At 73.0% G+C, this 19600-nt stretch carries 17 protein-coding genes and 1 pseudogene; 11 read left to right on the top strand and 7 right to left on the bottom strand.

The genetic code is table 11. The features are described 5' to 3' along the window. The first annotated feature begins 337 nt into the window (after positions 1-337). Together ABZZ04_RS04735 and ABZZ04_RS04730 are read left to right on the top strand one after the other, a co-directional pair. A complete protein-coding gene (locus ABZZ04_RS04735; RefSeq protein WP_356930745.1) occupies positions 338-2818 on the top strand; it encodes a serine/threonine-protein kinase in 2481 nt (826 codons plus the stop codon). Between the two features lie 28 nt (positions 2819-2846). Then, entirely contained in the window at positions 2847-5180 is a 2334-nt protein-coding gene (locus ABZZ04_RS04730) for a protein kinase (protein WP_356930744.1), read from the top strand. 24 nt (positions 5181-5204) lie between these two features. Here the strand turns inward: ABZZ04_RS04730 and ABZZ04_RS04725 are convergent, their stop codons facing one another. Next, on the bottom strand, positions 5205-5837 hold the full coding sequence (locus ABZZ04_RS04725; protein WP_356930743.1) for a PepSY domain-containing protein: 633 nt from the start codon (positions 5835-5837) through the stop codon (positions 5205-5207). A 118-nt stretch (positions 5838-5955) separates the two neighbouring features. Here ABZZ04_RS04725 and ABZZ04_RS04720 point away from each other — a divergent pair, with 118 nt between their 5' ends. Beyond that, positions 5956-6618: a response regulator transcription factor gene (locus ABZZ04_RS04720; RefSeq protein ID WP_356930742.1), complete on the top strand. Its 663-nt coding sequence runs from the start codon at positions 5956-5958 to the stop codon at positions 6616-6618. Further along, entirely contained in the window at positions 6615-8075 is a 1461-nt protein-coding gene (locus ABZZ04_RS04715; RefSeq protein ID WP_356930741.1) for a HAMP domain-containing sensor histidine kinase, read from the top strand. The genes ABZZ04_RS04720 and ABZZ04_RS04715 overlap by 4 nt, the downstream gene beginning before the upstream one ends. Before the next feature lie 44 nt (positions 8076-8119). Here ABZZ04_RS04715 and ABZZ04_RS04710 read toward each other — a convergent pair whose 3' ends face one another. The 4 genes from ABZZ04_RS04710 to ABZZ04_RS04695 all read right to left on the bottom strand — a co-directional run bounded on the left by ABZZ04_RS04710 (position 8120) and on the right by ABZZ04_RS04695 (position 10802). Continuing rightward, positions 8120-8596: a MarR family transcriptional regulator gene (locus tag ABZZ04_RS04710; protein ID WP_148839266.1), complete on the bottom strand. Its 477-nt coding sequence runs from the start codon at positions 8594-8596 to the stop codon at positions 8120-8122. A 117-nt stretch (positions 8597-8713) separates the two neighbouring features. Further along, the gene (locus ABZZ04_RS04705; RefSeq protein ID WP_356930740.1) at positions 8714-9523 is read right to left on the bottom strand and encodes an AIM24 family protein; all 810 of its coding nucleotides are present in this window, start codon (positions 9521-9523) and stop codon (positions 8714-8716) included. Further along, the gene (locus tag ABZZ04_RS04700) at positions 9520-10170 is read right to left on the bottom strand and encodes an AIM24 family protein (protein WP_356930739.1); all 651 of its coding nucleotides are present in this window, start codon (positions 10168-10170) and stop codon (positions 9520-9522) included. The genes ABZZ04_RS04705 and ABZZ04_RS04700 overlap by 4 nt, the downstream gene beginning before the upstream one ends. Beyond that, positions 10170-10802, bottom strand: coding sequence for an AIM24 family protein (locus ABZZ04_RS04695; protein ID WP_356930960.1), 633 nt, complete (start codon positions 10800-10802; stop codon positions 10170-10172). Before ABZZ04_RS04695 ends, ABZZ04_RS04700 begins: the two co-directional genes overlap by 1 nt. Before the next feature lie 305 nt (positions 10803-11107). Between ABZZ04_RS04695 and ABZZ04_RS04690 the strand changes: the two genes are divergently transcribed. Together ABZZ04_RS04690 and ABZZ04_RS04685 are read left to right on the top strand one after the other, a co-directional pair. Beyond that, a complete protein-coding gene (locus ABZZ04_RS04690; protein ID WP_356930738.1) occupies positions 11108-11458 on the top strand; it encodes a DUF3817 domain-containing protein in 351 nt (116 codons plus the stop codon). After that, a pseudogene (locus ABZZ04_RS04685) lies at positions 11455-11785 on the top strand (thiamine-binding protein). The gene ABZZ04_RS04690 and the pseudogene ABZZ04_RS04685 overlap by 4 nt, the downstream one beginning before the upstream one ends. 50 nt (positions 11786-11835) lie before the next feature. On the opposite strand, the gene ABZZ04_RS04680 reads toward ABZZ04_RS04685, so the two are convergent. Then, positions 11836-12822: a DUF5937 family protein gene (locus ABZZ04_RS04680; RefSeq protein ID WP_356930737.1), complete on the bottom strand. Its 987-nt coding sequence runs from the start codon at positions 12820-12822 to the stop codon at positions 11836-11838. A gap of 72 nt (positions 12823-12894) precedes the next feature. On the opposite strand from ABZZ04_RS04680, the gene ABZZ04_RS04675 reads away from it, so the two are divergent. The 4 genes from ABZZ04_RS04675 to ABZZ04_RS04660 all read left to right on the top strand — a co-directional run bounded on the left by ABZZ04_RS04675 (position 12895) and on the right by ABZZ04_RS04660 (position 17086). Next, positions 12895-14295, top strand: coding sequence for an MFS transporter (locus ABZZ04_RS04675; RefSeq protein WP_356930736.1), 1401 nt, complete (start codon positions 12895-12897; stop codon positions 14293-14295). Positions 14296-14305: 10 nt separating this feature from the next. After that, complete coding sequence (locus ABZZ04_RS04670; RefSeq protein WP_356930959.1) at positions 14306-14815, top strand: MarR family transcriptional regulator; 510 nt, start codon at positions 14306-14308, stop codon at positions 14813-14815. Positions 14816-14937: 122 nt separating this feature from the next. After that, a complete protein-coding gene (locus tag ABZZ04_RS04665; RefSeq protein ID WP_148839271.1) occupies positions 14938-15270 on the top strand; it encodes a DUF3817 domain-containing protein in 333 nt (110 codons plus the stop codon). Positions 15271-15385: 115 nt separating this feature from the next. Beyond that, positions 15386-17086, top strand: coding sequence for a methylmalonyl-CoA mutase family protein (locus ABZZ04_RS04660; protein ID WP_148839272.1), 1701 nt, complete (start codon positions 15386-15388; stop codon positions 17084-17086). A 94-nt stretch (positions 17087-17180) separates the two neighbouring features. On the opposite strand, the gene ABZZ04_RS04655 is transcribed toward ABZZ04_RS04660, so the two are convergent. Continuing rightward, positions 17181-17810: a TetR/AcrR family transcriptional regulator gene (locus ABZZ04_RS04655; protein WP_356930735.1), complete on the bottom strand. Its 630-nt coding sequence runs from the start codon at positions 17808-17810 to the stop codon at positions 17181-17183. A gap of 337 nt (positions 17811-18147) precedes the next feature. Between ABZZ04_RS04655 and ABZZ04_RS04650 the strand changes: the two genes are divergently transcribed. Beyond that, a complete protein-coding gene (locus tag ABZZ04_RS04650; RefSeq protein ID WP_356930734.1) occupies positions 18148-19122 on the top strand; it encodes a tetratricopeptide repeat protein in 975 nt (324 codons plus the stop codon). Positions 19123-19600: the final 478 nt, after the last annotated feature.

Raw genomic sequence — 19600 nt, 5'->3', positions numbered from 1 at the left:
CACGGGAAGGCGGACCGGGGTCGGCCGGGACGCGGAACCGGGCGCGGACCGGTGGACGAACCAGGATGCGAACCGGGCGGACGGTCCCGGTCGCGGCGTGCGGGCCGCGACCGGGACCGTCCCGCTGCCAGGACCGTTCCGCGACCGGGATCGTTCCGCGTGACCGCGCGGAACGGCGTGTCCGGTGTGATTCCCGGGCGATTGCCGGTCGTGCGTCGGGCGGAGGGCGTCTCCCGGCGCCCGACGCTGTGACTGGTGACATGCCCGTGGCAGGATGACCGCCGGATGCGCGCACGGGGCGTCCGATGGTTCATGCCTGCGACGGGGGGAGTGGCGCATGCTGGGTCCGCTGCGGGAGGACTCGCCGGAACGGATCGGGCCGTACGGGATACGGGCCCGGCTCGGCGCGGGCGGCATGGGGGAGGTCTTCCTCGGCGTCCGGGACGACGGCGGCGAGCCCGTCGCCGTCAAGACGGTCCGCCGCGACGTGGCCCAGAACCCCGGCTTCCGCACCCGCTTCCGCCGCGAGATCGACGTCGCCCGCTCCGTCGCCGACCCCCACCTCGCCCCGCTGCTCGACGGGGACGCCGAGGCCGAGGTCCCCTGGCTCGCCACCGAGTACGTGGCGGGCCCCACCCTGTCCGCCGCCGTCCGCGGGGCCGGCGCCATGGCCGAGGCCGAGGTGCGGATGCTCGGCGCCGGGCTGGCCCGCGCGCTGGCCGCCGTCCACGGCGCCGGGATCGTCCACCGCGACGTGAAGCCCGGCAACGTGATGCTCGCGGCGGACGGGCCGCGCCTCATCGACTTCGGGATCGCCCGGGACGCCGGCGCGACCGCGCTCACCACCACCAGCCGCATGGTCGGCAGCCCCTCCTTCATGTCCCCGGAGCACGTGGCGGGCAGCGGACGCGTCGTGTCCGCCTCCGACGTCTTCTGCCTCGCCTCCCTGCTCTGCTTCGCCGTCACGGGCCGCGAGCCCTTCGGGGACGGCCCGGTCGCCGCCGTGCTCTACCGGGTCAAGTACGTCGAGACCGACCTCGACGGCGTTCCGGACACGCTGCGGGCCGTACTGGAACGCTGCCTGGTGGCCGAACCCGCCGACCGGCCGGGCGCCGCCGAACTCGCGGAACTGCTCGACCCCGGAGCCGCCGACCGGTGGCCGGGGGAAGTGGCGCGGCAGATCGCCGAGCACGAGCGCGAACTGGCCCGGGTCGTGGCCCTCGGCGGCCCGCTGCTGCCGGGATACACCCCGACCGAGGTGGCCGCGGGAAGCGGTCCGGCGCCCCATCAACTGCCCACCCGGGGCACGGACTTCGTCCCCGGCCTGCACGCCGCACCCACCCAGGGCCCCGGCCTCACCACCCCGCCCCGGCGCCGCTCCCGGCGCACCCTGGCCATCGCGCTGGCCGCGCTGATCGTGCTGGGCGCGGCCACCGGGGGCGTCCTGGCCTGGCGGGACAGGAACAACACCCCCAACGCGGCGGCTCCCGGCGGTGGTTCGTCCTCCGGCGGCGGTCCGTCCCGGGACGGCGGCCGGGCCGAGGGCCCCCGGATCGTGGCGGGCGTGGACGAGAACGGCGGCCCGGACGCCTCGGGCACCGTCCCCTACGGCCGCGACGTCCGCCCGGCGGGGTGGAAGAAGTCCTGGAAGGGCAAGTTCTCCGGCAAACCGATCGGCTGCTCCGCGGGCCGCGACGTGATCGCCTGCCGGCTCACCGACGGCACGTACGAGGGACTGTCGGCGGCCGACGGCCACCAGTTGTGGACGTTCGACACCGGGCAGACGTCACGGAACGCGGGCTGGGGGCCCACCGGCCAGTTCTTCATGCCGGCCAGCGCCACCCGCCCCACCGTGCACGACGACTCCGTCCTGCTCGCCGCGGGTGGTCAGTTGCGGTCCCTGGACGCCAGGACCGGGGCGGTGCGCTGGGAGACCCGGGGCGGCGGCGCGCACACCCTGGGCAGCGCCCCGATGGTCCTGGACGACCTGGTCTTCGCCGCCACCACGTCGATGTCCGACGGCTCGCAGCTCGCCGCGTACGACCTGGGGACCGGCACCGAGAAGTGGCGCGAGCCGCTGGCGTCGGAGGGTCTCTCCAAAGGTCAGCAGGGCAATTTCTGGCCGGTCGCCATCGGCGGCGACGTGGTCTACGCGGCCAGTGAGGACGGGCCGAAGGCGTTCCGGCCGAAGGACGGCACGCTGCTGGGCACGAGCCAGGAGTGCGGCGGCCTCCGGCTGCGGGGCGAATCCGTCTACTGCTCCGCCTACACCTCCAACGGCAGCGATTCGGGCTTCGGCACCGACATGAGCGTGCTGCGGCTGGAGGTGGGGACGCTCAAGACGCGGGGGAAGGTGCCGCTGGACTCCGAGCTCGTCGCCGAGTCGACCCCCGCAGCGGTCGACGACCGGGTGATGGTTCTCCGCCGGAGCAGCGAGCACGCCTCCGACGTGCCCGACGAGTTCGTCGTCGTCGGCCGCGACACCGGCCGGCTCCTCGGCCGGTTCCCGCTGCCCGGAGCGAAGGAGGAGGGCATGAGCAACCCGGCCTCCGGCGCGTCGATCGTCGCCGACACCCTGGTCTGGGCGGACACCACGAAGCTGTACACCGTCCCGATCCGCCCCGACGGCACGCTGGGCGAGCTGACCGGGACCCGGCTGCCGGGCGCCCCGGGCCCGAGCCCCACGCCGGAGTACGACATGGCCGACGGCATCCAGCTGGACAAGGAACTGAACGACCCGCAGATGCTGCCGGTCGGCGGCGTCGTGCACGTCGTGTACGACGACGGCACCACGGTCTCCGTGCCGCTGCCCGGGTGAACCACCGCACGGACGAGGGGATCGCACAGTGATCGAGCCGCTTCCGGCCGGCCGGGCCCGGCTGATCGGCCCGTACCAACTGCTCGGGCTGCTGGGCGCGGGCGGCATGGGCGAGGTGTACCTGGCCAGGCCCGCGGGCGGCACGGGGATGCCGGACGGCACGGGGATGCCGGACGGCCTGGTCGCGCTGAAGACCATCCGCGCCGACCTCGACCTCGACGAGGGCTTCCGGACCCGCTTCCGCCGCGAGATCGACGCGGCGGGCGCCGTGCGCAGCGCGCACACCGCGGCCCTGGTCGGCGGCGACGCGAACGGCCGGCCGCCCTGGCTGGCGACCGAGTACGTCCCCGGCCCCTCGCTGGCCGAGGCGGTGACCCGCGGCGGACCGCTGCCCGAGCCGGTGGTCCGCGCGATGGGCGCCGGGCTGGCCCGCGCGCTCGCCGACATGCACGCGGTGCGGGTGCTGCACCGCGACCTCAAGCCCGGCAACGTGCTGCTCGGCGCCGACGGGCCCAAGGTGATCGACTTCGGGATCGCCCAGGCCTTCGACGCCACCCAGCTCACCCGGACCGGCGTGGTCGTGGGCAGCCCCGGCTACATCTCGCCCGAGCACGTCAACGGATCGCGCTCGCTGGTGCCGGCCTCCGACGTGTTCTGCCTCGGGGCGGTGCTCGCGTTCGCGGCGACCGGACGGGGCCCGTTCGACGACTCCGACATGGCGGCCGTGATCTTCCGGATCGCGCAGGGCGAGGCCGAACTGTCCGGCGTGCCACCGAGGTTGCGGGCGGTGATCGAGGAGTGCCTGCGCAGCGACGCCGGGGCCCGCCCGACCCCGCAGCAGCTCGCCGGGATGCTGCTGCCGGACGACCCGAGGAACGACGGCCCGGGGGGCGAGGGGGCCGGGGGCGCGGCGGGACCGTTCCCCTGGACGGACGCGGTACGCGGACAGCTCGCCGGGTACGCGGCGCAGGCACGTACCGCCGCCGGGGCCGCGGTGGTCCCGGTCGCCGCACCGCCGTCCGGCCCCCCGGCCCCCGGTGACCCGGCGCTCGCCCCCACCCCCGTCGTGCCGGTGGCCGTGCCGGGCGAGGGGCGGCAGAGGAGGGGGCTGCGCACCGGCCTCGCGGCGGCTGCCGCCGTGGTGTGCGTGGCGCTCGGCGCGGTGCTGCTGCCGGGGCTCCTCGACGGCGGCGGGGGCGACGACGGCGCGGGCGGCACCGGGGGCACGAGCGGGCCGACCGCCTCCGCGTCCGGCACCGTGCGGACCGCGGCGTACCCGGCCGTCTACCCCGGTGGGGACGCCGGGCGCACCGGGGACTTCGGGAGGACGGCCACGGAGCTCGCCGCCCGCCCGGCGGGCTGGAAGCCGTGGAAGACCCGGATCAAGGGCGGCCCGGCCAAGTGCGTCCTCGCGGACACGGCCCTGGTCTGCGGCGGCTCGCCGCGCGTCACCGTGCTGGACGCGGCGAACGGGAAGCGGCGCTGGCAGTCCCCGCAGGGGAGGGCGGGAGCCGCCCCGGCCTCGGTGGCCGCCGTCGTCGGCGCCACCGTGTACGCCTTCGAGGACGGCGCCCTGGTGGCGCGCGCCCTGTCCGACGGGGCCGAGCGGTGGCGGGAGCCGCTGCCGGACGGCGCCCGGGTGACCGACTCCGTCCCGTCCGGCAAGGTCCTCTACTACGCCATGAAGGCCGCCGGAGGGGGCGGCGTCCGGATCGTCGCCCGGGAACTCACCGGCGGGCACGCGGTCAAGTGGGACGAGGAGTGGGACGACCCGGCCGACGGGGCCGCCCTGGCCTTCTCCGACGGCCGGCTCGTCGTGGCCGGGGACGGTGTCACCGTGCTGAAGGGCGCGGACGGCAGCCGGCTGGGCACCGTCGGGCCCGGGGACGTCTCCTGCCGCATGCCGGTCCTGAAGGGGAAGCTGCTGCTGTGCGCCGGTTCCGGCGGGCTGACGGTGATCGACGCGGCCGACCCGCGAAGCCGCCGCTCGGTCGCCGCCGGGGTGGACCTCGTCTACCGGCCCGCGCTCTCGGACGACGGCAAGGCCGTGGTGGGCAGCCCGACCCGGACCTACGCGTTCGGCGTGGCCGACGGGCGGCAGTACTGGGCGACCTACGAGGGCGGCGACGGCCTGGAGATGGTGGGTCCGTCGGTCCTGGTCGGGGACCGGGCCCTCGTCGTGGGCGAGTCGAAGCTGGACGGCATCGACATGGCCACCGAGGGGGAGCCGGACTGGACCAGCGACCCGATGACCGGATGGCCGGACGAGGTCGATCCGGCGAGCGTCTCGCTCGTCGTGCGGGGGAACGCCGTCTTCCTGTCCTTCGAGGACGGCACGGTCCTGTCGGGCCTGGTGCCCTGACGTTCCCCCGGCGGGCGGGGCCCGTCAGTCGTCGTCGCCGTCGCGGTCGTCGTGCCTGTCGCTCCGCTTGTCGTCGGAGCCGTCGTGCCCGTCGTCGTCCGACCGGTCCGCGGTGACCTTGCCGGTCCTCGCGTCGACGTCCAGCTCGTGCTCCTTGCCGTCCTTGCCCCGGACTTCGACCTCCCAGTGCGTCGCGCCGCGGTCGTCGCGGTCGCCGTCCAGGTCGACCGAGGTCACGGTCCCGGGGGCGGTCCTCAGCGCGGTGCCGGCCGCCGAGTCCAGCGACACGGCGGCCGACCGGGGCGCGTGCCGGTCGCGGTCGTCGCCGTCGTCGTCGGTGTGCTCGTCGAGCACCTTGCCGTTGCCCGCGTCCACCGTCACGTCGTGCCAGGCCTTGTCGGAGCCGTACACGTCGACCTCCCAGACCAGCCCGCCGTCCTCGTCGTCCAGCTCGGCCCCGGTGACCGTGCCCGGGACGGCCTTCAGGGCGGCGGCGACGGCGTCCTGCACGGAGACGCGGGCGGCGCCGTCGCCCGCCACGCTGCTGCGGACCTCGCGGTCGCGGTCGTCGTCGTCACCGAAGGCGACTGCGGTGGCGGTCCCGCCGCCGACCAGCACTGCGGCGGCGACTGCGGCGATGACGATCCTGCGCTTCATGGGGTTCCTCCCGATCGGGTGCTCCGGTCTCGACGGGAACCACACTGCCGGGGTGATGCTGAACGCAGCCTGAAGCCACCTGAAGCCTTCTTCAGGTTCGGTTTGCGACCCTGGGTCCATGCGTCTGTTGATCGTGGAGGACGAGAAGCGGCTGGCGACGTCCCTGGCCGCCGGGCTCACCGCCGAGGGTTTCGCCGTGGACGTCGTGCACGACGGCCTCGAAGGACTGCACCGGGCCTCCGAGGGGGTGTACGACCTCGTCGTCCTCGACATCATGCTGCCCGGGATGAACGGCTACCGGGTCTGCGCCGCCCTGCGCGCCGCCGGCCACGAGACGCCGATCCTGATGCTGACCGCGAAGGACGGGGAGTACGACGAGGCGGAGGGCCTGGACACCGGGGCCGACGACTACCTGACCAAGCCGTTCTCGTACGTCGTGCTCGTGGCGAGGATCCGGGCGCTGCTGCGGCGCCGGGGCGGGCGCGGCGCCTCCCCGGTGATCGAGGCCGGTTCCCTGCGCATGGACACCGCGGCCCGCCGCGTCCACCTCGACGGCACCGAGATCGCCCTCACCACCAAGGAGTTCGCGGTGCTGGAACAGCTCGTGCTGCGGTCCGGGCAGGTGGTGAGCAAGGCGGACATCCTGGAGCACGTCTGGGACTTCGCCTACGACGGCGACCCGAACATCGTCGAGGTGTACGTGAGCACGCTGCGGCGCAAGCTCGGCGCGTCCGCCATCCGCACCGTGCGCGGGGCGGGCTACCGGCTGGAGGCGCCGTGAGGTCGGTACGGGCCAGGGCCGCGCTGGGCGCCACGGTGGTGGTGGCCCTCGCGCTGATCGGCGCCGGGATCTCCGTGCTCCTGGTGCTGCGCGCCAACCTCACCGGACAGGCGGAGCTCCGGGCCGAGGTGGTGGCCCGCGAGGTGGCCGGCCAACTGGCCCTCGACGTGCCCTACGACCGGCTGGAGACGCGCGACGAGGACGAGTACCCGGTCCAGGTGGTCGACGAGGACGGGCGCGTGGTCGCCGTCTCCAAGGACCTGGAGGCGATCTCCGGGACCGGTACGGACCGGGTCGTGCCGGCCCCGTCCGCCGCCCCGGGGCAGGGCTCCGGTTCCGGCTCCGACGACGGGGACGACGGGGACGACGACCTGGCGGACGACGACGGGGGCACCCCGGCCCGCGGTGAAGTCGACCCGGACGACCCGGACTTCACCGACGGCACCGCCACCGTCGACGGCGAGAGCGCCGACTACCGCTTCGCGTCCGTCCGGGCGACCACGTCCCAGGGGGTGACCCTGACCGTCCACGCGGGCGCCCCGCTGGCCGCCGAGCAGGAGGCCGTGGGCACCGTGCGCGGCGCGATGCTGGTCGGGCTGCCGGTGCTGCTGCTCGTCGTCGCCGGGGTGACCTGGCTGGTGACCCGGCGGGCGCTGCGCCCGGTCGAGGACATCCGGCGCGAGATGGCCGCGATCACCGCGTCCGAGGACCTGAGCCGCCGGGTGCCGGAGCCCGACTCGCGCGACGAGATCGCCCGGCTGGCCCGCACCACCAACGAGACCCTGACGGCCCTGGAGGCGTCGGTGGACCGCCAGCGCCGGTTCGTCGCGGACGCCTCGCACGAACTGCGCAGCCCGATCGCCTCCCTGCGCACCCAGTTGGAGGTGGGCGCGGCCCATCCGGAGCTGCTGGACGTGCCGGGCGCGGTCGCCGACACCGTACGGCTCCAGGCGCTGGCCGCGGATCTGCTGCTGCTGGCCCGGCTGGACGCGGGGGAGCGGCCGGGGCGCACGACGCTGGACCTGGGCGCGCTGGTGCGTGAGGAGGTCTCCCAGCGGGTCGGCGACCGCATCCCGGTGAGGGTGTCCGTGCCGGACTCCGGCGACTTCGAAGTGACCGGATCGCGCGGGCAGTTGGCGCGGGTGATCGGCAATCTGCTGGACAACGCCGAACGCCACGCACGGGACTCGGTGACGGTCTCGGTGCGGACGGCGGAGCGGGGCGACGTGCTCGTCGAGGTCACCGACGACGGGGCGGGGGTGCCCGCGGACGAGCGCGAGCGGATCTTCGAGCGCTTCGTCCGCCTCGACGACGCCCGCACCCGGGACGACGGCGGCGCGGGCCTCGGCCTGGCCATCGCCCGGGACGTCGCCGTCCGGCACGGCGGCGGGCTGACGGCGGACGGCGCGCCGGAGGGCGGCGCCCGGTTCACGCTCCGGCTGCCGGCCGCCGGCTGAGCACCGCGCACTGCCGCACCGGCCCCGGTGCGGGGCCGGTGCGGTCAGATCTTGCCGCGGCGTCCGCGCAGGTGTTCCGCGACCGGTGTCAGCGCCGCGTGCAGGTTCGCCAGCGCCTCCGGCGTCAGCAGGTCCATGAAGTGCTTGCGGACGGAGGCCACGTGGTGCGGGGCCACCTTCCGCATCGTCTCCGCGCCGTCCTCGGTCAGGACCGCGAACAGACCGCGCCGGTCGGACTCGCAGTTCTCCCGGCGGACCAGCCCGGCGTTCTCCATCCGGGTGATCTGGTGCGAGAGCCTGCTCTTGGACTGCAGCGTCGCGGCGGCGAGATCGCTCATCCGCATGCGCTGGTCCTCCGACTCCGAGAGGTTGACCAGGATCTCGTAGTCGTTGTTGGTCAGTCCGAACGGCTGGAGGTCCTTCTCCAGCTGGTGCATCAGCAGTCTGCTGACGTCCAGGTGGGTGCGCCAGGCGCACTGCTCCGCATCGCTCAGCCAACGGGTGGCCGTCTCGGTCTCCATAATGTGGATTCTACCTAAGAAGTTGAAAGCCGGACGAAGTGAGGGGTGTGACGGTCGGTACCCGCCGGAGGGGGGCCGGGGCGCAGACGTTCGACGTCACGCTCCGCAGACTACCGTTCACAAACCGAAGCGACGCTGGAGATCCCCCAGCTGACCGGGCAATCGGGGTGAGGCGCCAGGTTGACCCGAGCCGCCGGGCGCCCGGGGCGGTACGCCGGGACGGCCCGAGCCCCCGCCGCCGGGCACCCCGGCCTCGCCCGGCACCGCTCCCGTCGCCTGCTCGGCCATCAGGACCTCGGTCGACTGGAGCAGCACCGTGCCCGCCCCGACGAACTCGAACTGGTGCTCCTCGCCCGAGGTGCCCCCGATGCCGGTCAGCGCCCGCAGCCCGCCGATCACGCCCGTCATGTAGCCGTGGTCGTAGTGGTGGCACGGCGAGGGACAGTCCGCCCAGCCCACCAGGGCCTGCGGATCGACCCGCAGCGGCGGCTCCATGAAGACCACCGGACCGTTGGAGGCGGCCACGAACTTCCCCGTGCCGATCAGGGTCAGGAAGCCCGGCACGATCGACTGCTTCAGCGCCAGCGTCGGCTGGTAGGCGAGCAGGTTGCCGGACCGGATCGTCAGGTTCCCGTCGTCCAGGTCGTAGGAGTTCACGTCGAAGGCCCGGTCCGCGAGCAGCATCTTGCCGCTGCCCTCGGCCACCACCCAGTCGCCCGCGTGCAGCGGCGAGTGGAAGCTCGTACGGAGCAGCCGGTCGAAGCGGCCGTTGCCCACGCCGTCGAAATCGATCCGCCCGTAGTAGGCGATCATCTTGCCCTTCTGCAGGAACCACTGGCTCCCCTTGAGCTCCACGCAGAAGGTGTACGAGTTGACGTTGTCGTCCGACGGCAGCGTCATCGGGTCGAAGATCACGGGCGTGCTCACAGCTTCTCCTCCGAGGCCTGGACGTACACCGCGCCGCTGCCGCTCAGCTCCAGCTGGAACGCCTCGCCGGAGCCGCGCCCCACCATGTCGCGCCAGCCGAGCGCGGTGGAGAGCTTGTTGCGCACGTCGCCGTGGTGCGCGACGTACGCCTGCGGGTCCACGTGCACCGAGCGGCCCGGGACGATCGGCAGCTCGATCACCCCGCCGTGGGCCATCACGGCGACCGAGCCGTGCCCCTTCAGGGTGGTGGTGAACAGGCCCTGGCCGGTCACCTGGCCGCGCACCATGCCCATCACGCCGCCCTGCGAACCCATGAACATGGTGCCCTGCTGGAGCGTCCCGTCGAAGGCGAGCAGCCGGTCGGACTCCACGTACAGGGTGTCGCCGGACAGCTCGATCACCTGGATGTGGTGGCCGCCGTGGCCGAACATCACCGTGCCGTTGCCCTCGACCGTCATCAGCGGGGTCGCCTCACCCGCCACCCGCCGGCCGATCATCGACATCAGCCCGCCCTGGCCGCCCTGGATGTTCGGGGTGAACGACACCTCGCCGCGGTGGGCGAGCATCGCCCCGCGCTGGCTGTAAAGCTTCTGGCCGGGGACCACCGTCGCCTCGACCATCCTCGAGTTGATCTCGCGGAACGGCATCAGACATCGCCCCCGATGGTGTTCCGCTCGCTCGGCTGGACGTAGACGACGCCCTCGCCCTCGAACCGGATCTGGAAGGACTCCCCGGAGCTCTCGCCGATCAACGTCCGGAAACTGACTCCCGCCTGGAACTGCTGGCGCAGGTTGCCCTGGTGGGCGACGTACGCGCCGGGGTCGACGCACAGCGGGTACTGCTCGGAGACCCGCAGCGCCACCGCCGCGCCGTCCGACATGATCGCCACCTGGCCGGTGCCCTCGACGGTGGTGGTGAACAGGCCGTTGCCGCTCGCCCCGCCGCGCAGCCCGGTGAAGGTGGTGCCGGTGCGCAGCGAGGAGTCGGTGCACAGCAGGTTGCTCGCCTCGACGTGGAGCTTGTCGCCGTGCAGCGGGACGAGGGTGATCTCGCTCGCCCGGTCCGCGAAATAGCAGGTGCCTTGGCCGGTCACCTGCATCACGGCCATCTGTTCACCGGTCAGCCGCCGGGTCACCATCCCGCGCAGGCCGTCGCCGCCGCCGGTCATCTTCTTGAACGTCATCTGACCGTCGTAGGCGACCATCGAGCCGTTCTTCGCCTTGACGGCGTCACCGGCCAGGTCGACGGCGAGCGTTCTGCTGCCTTGGAGTCGGAACATTGCCACGGACCCGACGTTAACCGGCGGGCCCCGACCAAAACAGGGCCCCAGGCACGATCCGGCCCCCCGACAGGCCCCTGATACGCATCCGGGACGGTATCCGTACGCGATCGGGACGTCACGGGCCGGGACGCCGGCCCCGCGACGGGGGTACCGGCCGCCGCGCCCCGCCCGGGGACGCCCCGGACCGCACATCCGCCCCGGGCCGCCCCCGCTGCCGGGCGCCGTCCGCGGCGATGCCACAATGGGGCGAGCTTGTGCCCGCGTTCACAAGCTGTCACGACCCTCCCACCGAAGGTGCCCCCGTGGACATCAAGACCGCTACCGCCCTGCACCGGCTGCGCCTCATCTCGATTCCCGAGGCGCTCTCCTTCCCGGCACTGATCATCTTCGGCTCGGTCCTCAGCCGGGTCTCGGACATCGACTTCCTGATGATGCCGCTCGGCATCCTGCACGGCGTGCTCTTCGTGATCTACGCCGTCCTGCTGCTCGACGTCTGGGCCAAGACCAAGTGGCCGCTGAAGCGCGTCGCGCTCTTCTTCCTGCTGGCGGTGCTGCCCTTCGGCGGCCTGTACGGCGACAAGCTGCTCAAGCGCTACGAGGCCGACGGCGTCATCGCCGCCCGCGCCCGCCGCGAAGGCGTGGTCAGCGCATGATCGTCGCGTTCTCGGTCAGCCCGCTGGGCGTCGGTGAGGACGTCGGCGAGTACGTCGCCGACGCCGTCCGCGTCGTCCGCGAATCCGGGCTGCCCAACCGCACGGACGCCATGTTCACCTCCATCGAGGGTGAATGGGACGAGGGTGGGGTCTCCCCTGCTCGAACGTAGTTGAGAGCTTGGGGAAGGATGTGGTGAGCGGGCCGTCGCCGCCGTCGAGGCCCGCGCCGGGCGCGTCTCCCTCGTGCTGAAGGCCGACATCCGCCCCGGCGTCACCGACGGCCTGACCTCCAAGGTCGAGACGGTCGAGCGATACCTGGCGCAGTGAACCGGTCCGGTTCCCGGGGCCCCGTGAACCCGCGCACGCGCGCGGGCCGTTCACGGGGCCCCGGCCGTCAGCGCGATGCCCAGGGGAGTGCGCTCGTACAGCACCTGGTGGCCGTACCGGCGTGAGGTGAGCAGACCCGCCGCGCGCAGCACCGACAGGTGCTCCGACACGGACGAGGGTGCGAGCGAGAGCCGGTGCGCCAGTGCCGTGGTCCCGGCCGGTTCGTCGAGCGCGCACAGGACGTCGGCGCGGGCCCGCCCGAGCAGCCGGGCCAGCGCGTCGGGGGTGCGGTCCGCGGCCTCAGTCCAGAGGCCGCCGATGCCACGGGCCGGGTAGATCACCGCGGGCAGCCAGGGCGGCTCGTAGCCGCCGACGACATCGGGCCAGACGAAGACGCTGGGCATCAGGACCAGCCCCTCCCCGCCGAGCACCCGGGTGTGGTTCCCGCGGGTGCCGGTCACCGTGAGCGTCGAACCGGCCCAGTGCAGTTGCGGGCTCAGCTCGCCCAGCAGCCGCTCGAAGCCGACCTCGGCCAGCCGCCGCGAGTGGTAGGCGATGTCGGCCTCCAGCAGGGCGCGCAGACGCGGCCAGTGCGGCTCGATCATCGACCGCCAGGCCCGTTCCAGCAGATCCGCCAGCTCCTGGACGGTACGCGCCGGATCGGCCAGCATCCGGCGCCCGGCCGGTGAACCGGGGCCGCCGGGCATGTCGGCGAGGGCCAGGGCCATGTCGTCCGCGGCCACCGACGGGTCGACCGCGCGGACGGCGGCGATCTCCTCCTCGAAGGTGGCCAGCGGGCCGATCGGGGGCGGGCAGAGGAAGTCGGGGTTGTGCCCGCCGTCGGGCATCAGCCGCCACAGCGGTCCCAGGTCCAGCCCGGCGGCGGTCTCCTCGATCCGCCGCAGCCACGGCAGGTGGTAGCCGTGCCGGCCCGGCCGGGCGAGCGTGCGCACGGCCTCCTGCGTCTCCCAGAGCGGGGAGAGCGCGAAACGGCAGCGGAGCAGGTCGTTCTCGTCGAAATGCAGATGGAAGGGCACAAGGGCTCCGGGAAGATTCGGCCTGGCCCGAAAGTCTACGGAGGAGGCGGGGCCCTCGGACACGCTGCGTCCATGCCGAGCGACGACCGCACACAGGCGGGTACACCCCGCATCCCTCCCGCCCCCGGGCCGACGCCCCCGGCACCCGCCCCGGAGCCCCGCGCCCCGCACGACCCGAGCCGGGCGCGCGGCTCCGGGGACGAGGCGGGCGGCGGGTACCGGGCCGTGTTCCGGGTGCGGGAGTTCCGGGCCGTGTTCGCGGCGCACCTGCTCTCGCTGCTCGGCGTCACCGTCAGCGAACTGGCCCTCACCGTCCTCGTCTACGACCTCACCGGCTCACCGCTGCTCTCCGCCCTCACCTTCGCGCTGGGCTTCCTCCCCTACGCCGTCGGCGGCACCCTCTTCGCCGGGGTCGCCGACCGGTACCCCGCCCGTCGCGTCCTCGTCGTCTGCGACCTGGTCTGCGCCTGCTGCGTCGCCGTCATGGTGCTGCCCGGCACCCCCGTCGGAGGGCTCCTCGCACTGCGGTGCGTCGTGGCGGCGGTCGCTCCGGTGTTCACCGGGACCCGGACCGCGGCGCTCACCGACATCCTCGGCGAGGGCGACCTCTACGTCCTGGGCCGCTCGCTGCTGCGGATCGTCTCCCAGTCCGCCCTGCTCATCGGCTTCGGGGCCGGCGGACTGCTGCTGACCGCCCTGTCGCCGCGCGGGGCGATCACGGTCGCCGTCGGCACGTTCTGCTGCTCGGCGCTGCTGCTCCGCTTCGGCACCCGGGCCCGGCCGGCCCGGCTGGCCGCGGCGGGGGAGGGCGGCGGGACGCTGCTGGGGGATTCCCTCTCCGGCGCCCGGACGGTTCTCGCCGACCGCCGGATCCGGGCGCTGCTGCTGCTCTTCTGGGTGCCCGCCTTCTTCGTGGTCGCGCCGGAGGCCCTGGCCGCGCCCTACGCCGACGCCATCGGCGCCGGGCCCGCGGCGCTGGGGCTGCTGATGTGCGCGATGGCCGTCGGCCACATCGGGGCGGAGCTCTGGGCGGGGTCCGCGCTCAGCCCCCGTGCCCGCTCCCGGACCGTGCTGCCCGCGGCCGCCCTCGGACTGCTTCCCCTGCTGCTGTACGCGCCCCGTCCCGGCATGGCGCTCACCCTCGTCTCCCTGGTGCTGACCGGGGTGGGCGCGGCGTACATCATCGGGCTCGACCAGTGGTTCCTCGACGCGGTGCCCGAGGCGCTGCGGGGCCGGGCGATGACCCTGCTCACCGCCGGGCTGATGACGGTCCAGGGCCTGGGGATGGCCCTCGCCGGTCTGGCCGCGGAGTTCTTCCCGGTGCACCAGGTCGTCGCCGCCTCGGGGGCGGTGGGCACCCTGTGCACGCTGCTGGTGGTCCGGGAGGTCCGCGCCACCCGCCCGCGATCCGGGGAACAGGAGCTCGATACCGAAGTCCGAGACGGGGCTGACCAGCATGTGACCAATGGGTAAGGTCGATGCCGTGCCGAAGCCGCTCAGTCTCCCCTTCGACCCCATCGCCCGCGCCGACGAACTCTGGCAGCAGCGCTGGGGTCCGGTGCCCTCGATGGGGGCGATCACCTCGATCATGCGCGCCCAGCAGATCCTGCTCGCAGAGGTCGACGCGGTCGTCAAGCCGTACGGACTGACCTTCGCCCGGTACGAGGCGCTGGTGCTGCTCACCTTCTCCAAGGCCGGCGAGCTGCCGATGTCCAAGATCGGGGAGCGGCTGATGGTCCACCCCACCTCCGTCACGAACACCGTGGACCGGCTGGTGCGCTCCGGACTGGTCGCCAAGCGCCCCAACCCCAACGACGGCCGCGGAACGCTCGCCTCCATCACGGACAAGGGGCGCGAGGTCGTCGAGGCGGCGACGAAGGACCTCGTCGACATGGAGTTCGGACTCGGGGCGTACGACGCCGAGGAGTGCGCCGAGATCTTCGCCATGCTGCGCCCGCTGCGAGTCGCGGCCCACGACTTCGAAGAGGCGTGAGGGCTGTCCCGCAATCCCCCGGCGGGCGCGGGAAAGGGGGCGCCGGGGCGGGAAATGGAACGGCGTTTCGAGGGCCCGGCCCGCTGCAAGATCGCCCCGGACGTGCGGTTACGCTCGGTTCCATGAAACCCAGCGTGCTGACCCGCTATCGGGTGATGGCCTACGTCACCGCCGTCATGCTGCTCGTCCTCTGCGTCTGCATGATCTTCAAATACGGCTTCGACAAGGGCGAGGGCCTGACCCTCGTCGTCTCCCAGGTCCACGGTGTGCTCTACATCGTCTACCTGATCTTCGCCTTCGACCTCGGTTCCAAGGCGAAGTGGCCGATGGGCAAGCTGCTCTGGGTCCTGATCTCCGGCACCATCCCGACGGCCGCGTTCTTCGTCGAGCGCAAGGTCGTCCGCGAGGTCGAGCCGCTGCTCGCCACCGCCGCCCCGGCGACCGCCAAGGCCTGAGCAGGCCGGCCGCCGGTCCGCGACCGGGCCGCCCGCACCACCCGAACCGCCCCGTGCCGAGCACCGGGCGGTTTGCCATCGACATTTACTAGGACGTCCTAGTAAATTCGAAGACATGGACGCTGACGCGATCGAGGAGGGCCGCCGCCGCTGGCAGGCCCGTTACGACAAGGCCCGCAAGCGCGACGCGGACTTCACCACGCTCTCCGGGGACCCGGTGGAGCCCGTCTACGGGCCCCGCCCCGGCGACGCGTACGAGGGGTTCGAGCGGATCGGCTGGCCCGGCGAGTACCCCTTCACCCGGGGACTGCACCCGACCGGCTACCGGGGCCGCACCTGGACCATCCGCCAGTTCGCCGGCTTCGGCAACGCCGAGCAGACCAACGAGCGCTACAAGATGATCCTGGCCGCCGGCGGCGGCGGGCTCAGCGTCGCCTTCGACATGCCGACCCTGATGGGCCGCGACTCCGACGACCCCCGCTCGCTCGGCGAGGTCGGGCACTGCGGCGTGGCCATCGACTCCGCCGCCGACATGGAGATCCTCTTCAAGGACATCCCGCTCGGCGACGTCACCACGTCCATGACGATCAGCGGCCCCGCCGTCCCGGTCTTCTGCATGTACCTGGTCGCCGCCGAGCGCCAGGGCGTCGATCCGGGGGTGCTCAACGGCACGCTCCAGACCGACATCTTCAAGGAGTACATCGCGCAGAAGGAGTGGCTCTTCCAGCCCGAGCCCCATCTGCGCCTCATCGGCGACCTGATGGAGCACTGCGCCCGCGACATCCCCGCCTACAAGCCGCTCTCGGTCTCCGGCTACCACATCCGCGAGGCCGGTGCGACGGCCGCGCAGGAGCTCGCGTACACCCTGGCCGACGGCTTCGGCTACGTGGAGCTCGGCCTCTCCCGCGGCCTCGACGTCGACACCTTCGCGCCCGGCCTCTCCTTCTTCTTCGACGCGCACCTCGACTTCTTCGAGGAGATCGCCAAGTTCCGCGCCGCCCGCCGGATCTGGGCCCGCTGGATGAAGGAGGTCTACGGGGCGAAGACCGACAAGGCGCAGTGGCTCCGTTTCCACACCCAGACCGCAGGCGTCTCGCTCACCGCCCAGCAGCCGTACAACAACGTCGTGCGGACCGCCGTCGAGGCGCTCTCCGCGGTCCTCGGCGGCACCAACTCGCTGCACACCAACGCCCTCGACGAGACCCTCGCGCTCCCCTCCGAGCAGGCCGCCGAGATCGCGCTGCGCACCCAGCAGGTACTGATGGAGGAGACCGGCGTCGCCAACGTGGCCGACCCGCTGGGCGGTTCCTGGTACGTCGAGCAGCTCACCGACCGGATCGAGGCCGACGCCGAGAAGATCTTCGAGCAGATCAAGGAGCGCGGCACCCGGGCCCACCCGGACGGGCAGCACCCGATCGGGCCCATCACCTCCGGCATCCTGCGCGGCATCGAGGACGGCTGGTTCACCGGCGAGATCGCCGAGTCCGCCTTCCGCTACCAGCAGGCGCTGGAGAAGGGCGAGAAGCGGGTCGTCGGCGTCAATGTCCACCACGGCTCGGTCACCGGCGACCTGGAGATCCTCCGGGTCAGCCACGAGGTCGAGCGCGAGCAGGTCCGGGTGCTGGGCGGCCGCAAGGACGCCCGCGACGACGCCCGGGTGAAGGCGGCCCTGGACGCGATGCTGGCCGCCGCCCGCGACGGCTCCAACATGATCGCGCCGATGCTCGACGCGGTGCGGGCCGAGGCCACGCTCGGCGAGATCTGCGGCGTCCTGCGCGACGAGTGGGGCATCTACACGGAGCCGCCCGGCTTCTGACGGACGGACGGGTTCCCGGGAGCGGCGGGCGGCACGGCCCCGCTCCCGGGAACCCGCACCGTTTCGTCCGTACCGCGCACCGCCGGGGCGGCCCTCAGACGGCGGCCGCCGCCCCCAGTCCCGCGAGCAGCAGCACGGTGAAGCGGCGGGCCCAGTCCGCGTCCACGGGCTCCGCGCTCACCAGGACCCGGTGCACCACCGCACCGGCGATCACGTCGAAGATCAGGTCGGCGGTCGCCGCCGCCACGTCCTCGTCCTGCTCCCGGGGCAGCTCCCCGCGCTCCTGGGCCCGTCGGCGCCCCTGGAGCACCAGCCGCTTCTGCCGGTCCACGATCGAGTCGCGTATCCGGGCCCGCAGCGCCTCGTCGCGGGTCGACTCCGCGACCACCGCCATCAGCGCCGTCCGGGTCTCCGGCCGCTCCAGCAGCGCGGCGAACTGCAGCACCACCGACTGCACGTCGGCCGACAGGCTGCCCAGGTCGGGCAGCTCCAGTTCGTCGAAGAGGACCGCGACGGCGTCCACGACCAGTTCGTTCTTGCCCGCCCACCGCCGGTACAGGGTCGTCTTGGCGACCCCGGCCCGCGTCGCCACGTCGCTCATCGTCAGTTTCGACCAGCCGAGGTCGACCAGGGAGGCCCTGGTCGCCTCCAGGATGGCCTCGTCGGCCGCGACGCTGCGCGGGCGTCCCGTTCGTGGGGGTTTGGGGTGGGGGCGGCTCGGCATGCCGCGACCATACCGGTCAGTAAGTAGAACCGGCCGGTCCCCGGAGCCGTGAGACAGATCACCGGGCGCACTTGTGCGCGAGGGGTACGGGGAAGTTACGCTACGGGTCGTAGCGTAAGAGCGACGGTCGTGCCGTCGTGACGCCGCGACCGAATGACAACCACAGGCACCGGGTGGGGACCCGGTGCCGAAACGGGCCTTTCAGGGGCTCGACGGGTCTTTCAGGGGCCCTCGGACCGTGTCTGTCCGTGCGTCCCGCACACCGGCGGGGGCTGCGGACGGACACGGTTCCCGTCTCGCTTTTCGGATCGGCGTGCCAAGGGGGGAGGATGTACGCATGCAGCCTAGGAACATGTCCATGAGCGGCGTCGTCGACCTCGCCGCGGTGAAGGCGGCCGGTGAGGCCAAGGCGAAAGCGGAGCAGGCCCGCGCCGAGGCCGCCCGGCACGGCGGTGGCGGTGCCGTTCCCCCCTCCGCCCTGGTGATCGACGTCGACGAGGCGGGCTTCGAGAGCGATGTCCTGCAGCGTTCCGCCGAAGTCCCGGTCGTCATCGACTTCTGGGCCGAGTGGTGCGAGCCGTGCAAGCAGCTGGGTCCGCTCCTGGAGCGCCTGGCCCACGAGTACAACGGCCGCTTCGTGCTGGCCAAGATCGATGTCGACGCCAACCAGATGCTGATGCAGCAGTTCGGCATCCAGGGCATTCCGGCGGTCTTCGCCGTCGTCGCGGGGCAGGCCCTCCCGCTCTTCCAGGGCGTGACCCCGGAGGCCCAGATCCGGCAGACGCTGGACCAGCTGATCCAGGTCGGCGAGGAGCGGTTCGGGCTCACCGGGATCGTGGTCGACCAGGACGCCGCCGAAGGCGCCGGCCAAGCCCCGGCCGAGGTGCCCGCCGGACCGTACGACGCCCTGCTCGAAACCGCCGCGCGGGCGCTGGACGCCAATGACTTCGCCGGTGCCGTCCAGGCGTACCGCGACGTCCTGTCCGACGACCCGGCCAACACGGAGGCCAAGCTCGGCCTCGCCCAGGCCGAACTCCTCTCCCGGGTCAAGGAGATGGACGCGCAGCAGGTCCGCAAGGACGCGGCCGAGGGACCGGCCGACGTCGCCGCGCAGCTCGCGGCGGCCGACCTGGATCTGGTCGGCGGTCATGTCGAGGACGCCTTCGGCCGGCTCGTCGAGACGGTGCGCCGCACCTTCGGCGACGACCGGGACGCCGCGCGGGTGCGGCTGCTGGAGCTGTTCGAGGTGATCGGCCCGGACGACCCGCGGGTCGTGGCCGCGCGTACGGCGCTGGCGCGGGTCTTGTTCTGATGTGACAACACGGCCGCGGCGCCCGCCGGTTGCCGCGGCCGTTTTCGCGATCGGGCGATAAGAGACACCTCCGCTTTACCAAATCTTGATAAAGGTAGAGCCTGTTACTCGGAGTAAATCACGACCCGGGGTCTGTCCCCTTTGAGGTGTCGATCCGCCCTTTCGTCCGCCGATTCGGGGCCACCCTGCGTGGTGGCCCGGTCTCGGTCGGTCGAGCGTTGGTTATCAGGCCGTTACTAGCGAGTAACGAACCCCCTTGTGTCGCGGGCGGGAATGCACCACGATCGGCCGGGCTCGGTCCAATAACGTCAGCCCGACCGCCAGTCGGTGCGGCGGCCCCGTTGGGTCCCCACCGAGTGGGTCGGCGGCAGTGGTGGCCGGCTCCGGACAGGGGGGTTCCTGCCGTCCGGCAGGGCCTGTCCGATACGGGTTGCGCGCATGCGTGACCAGTGGTTGTCGCTCGGGGGTGATCGCCGGT

The organism is Streptomyces sp. NPDC006435 (assembly GCF_040612315.1).
Classification (GTDB): domain Bacteria; phylum Actinomycetota; class Actinomycetes; order Streptomycetales; family Streptomycetaceae; genus Streptomyces.
The sequence above is the reverse complement of the archived record's forward strand: the minus strand, read 5'-3'. Positions and strand labels throughout refer to the sequence as shown.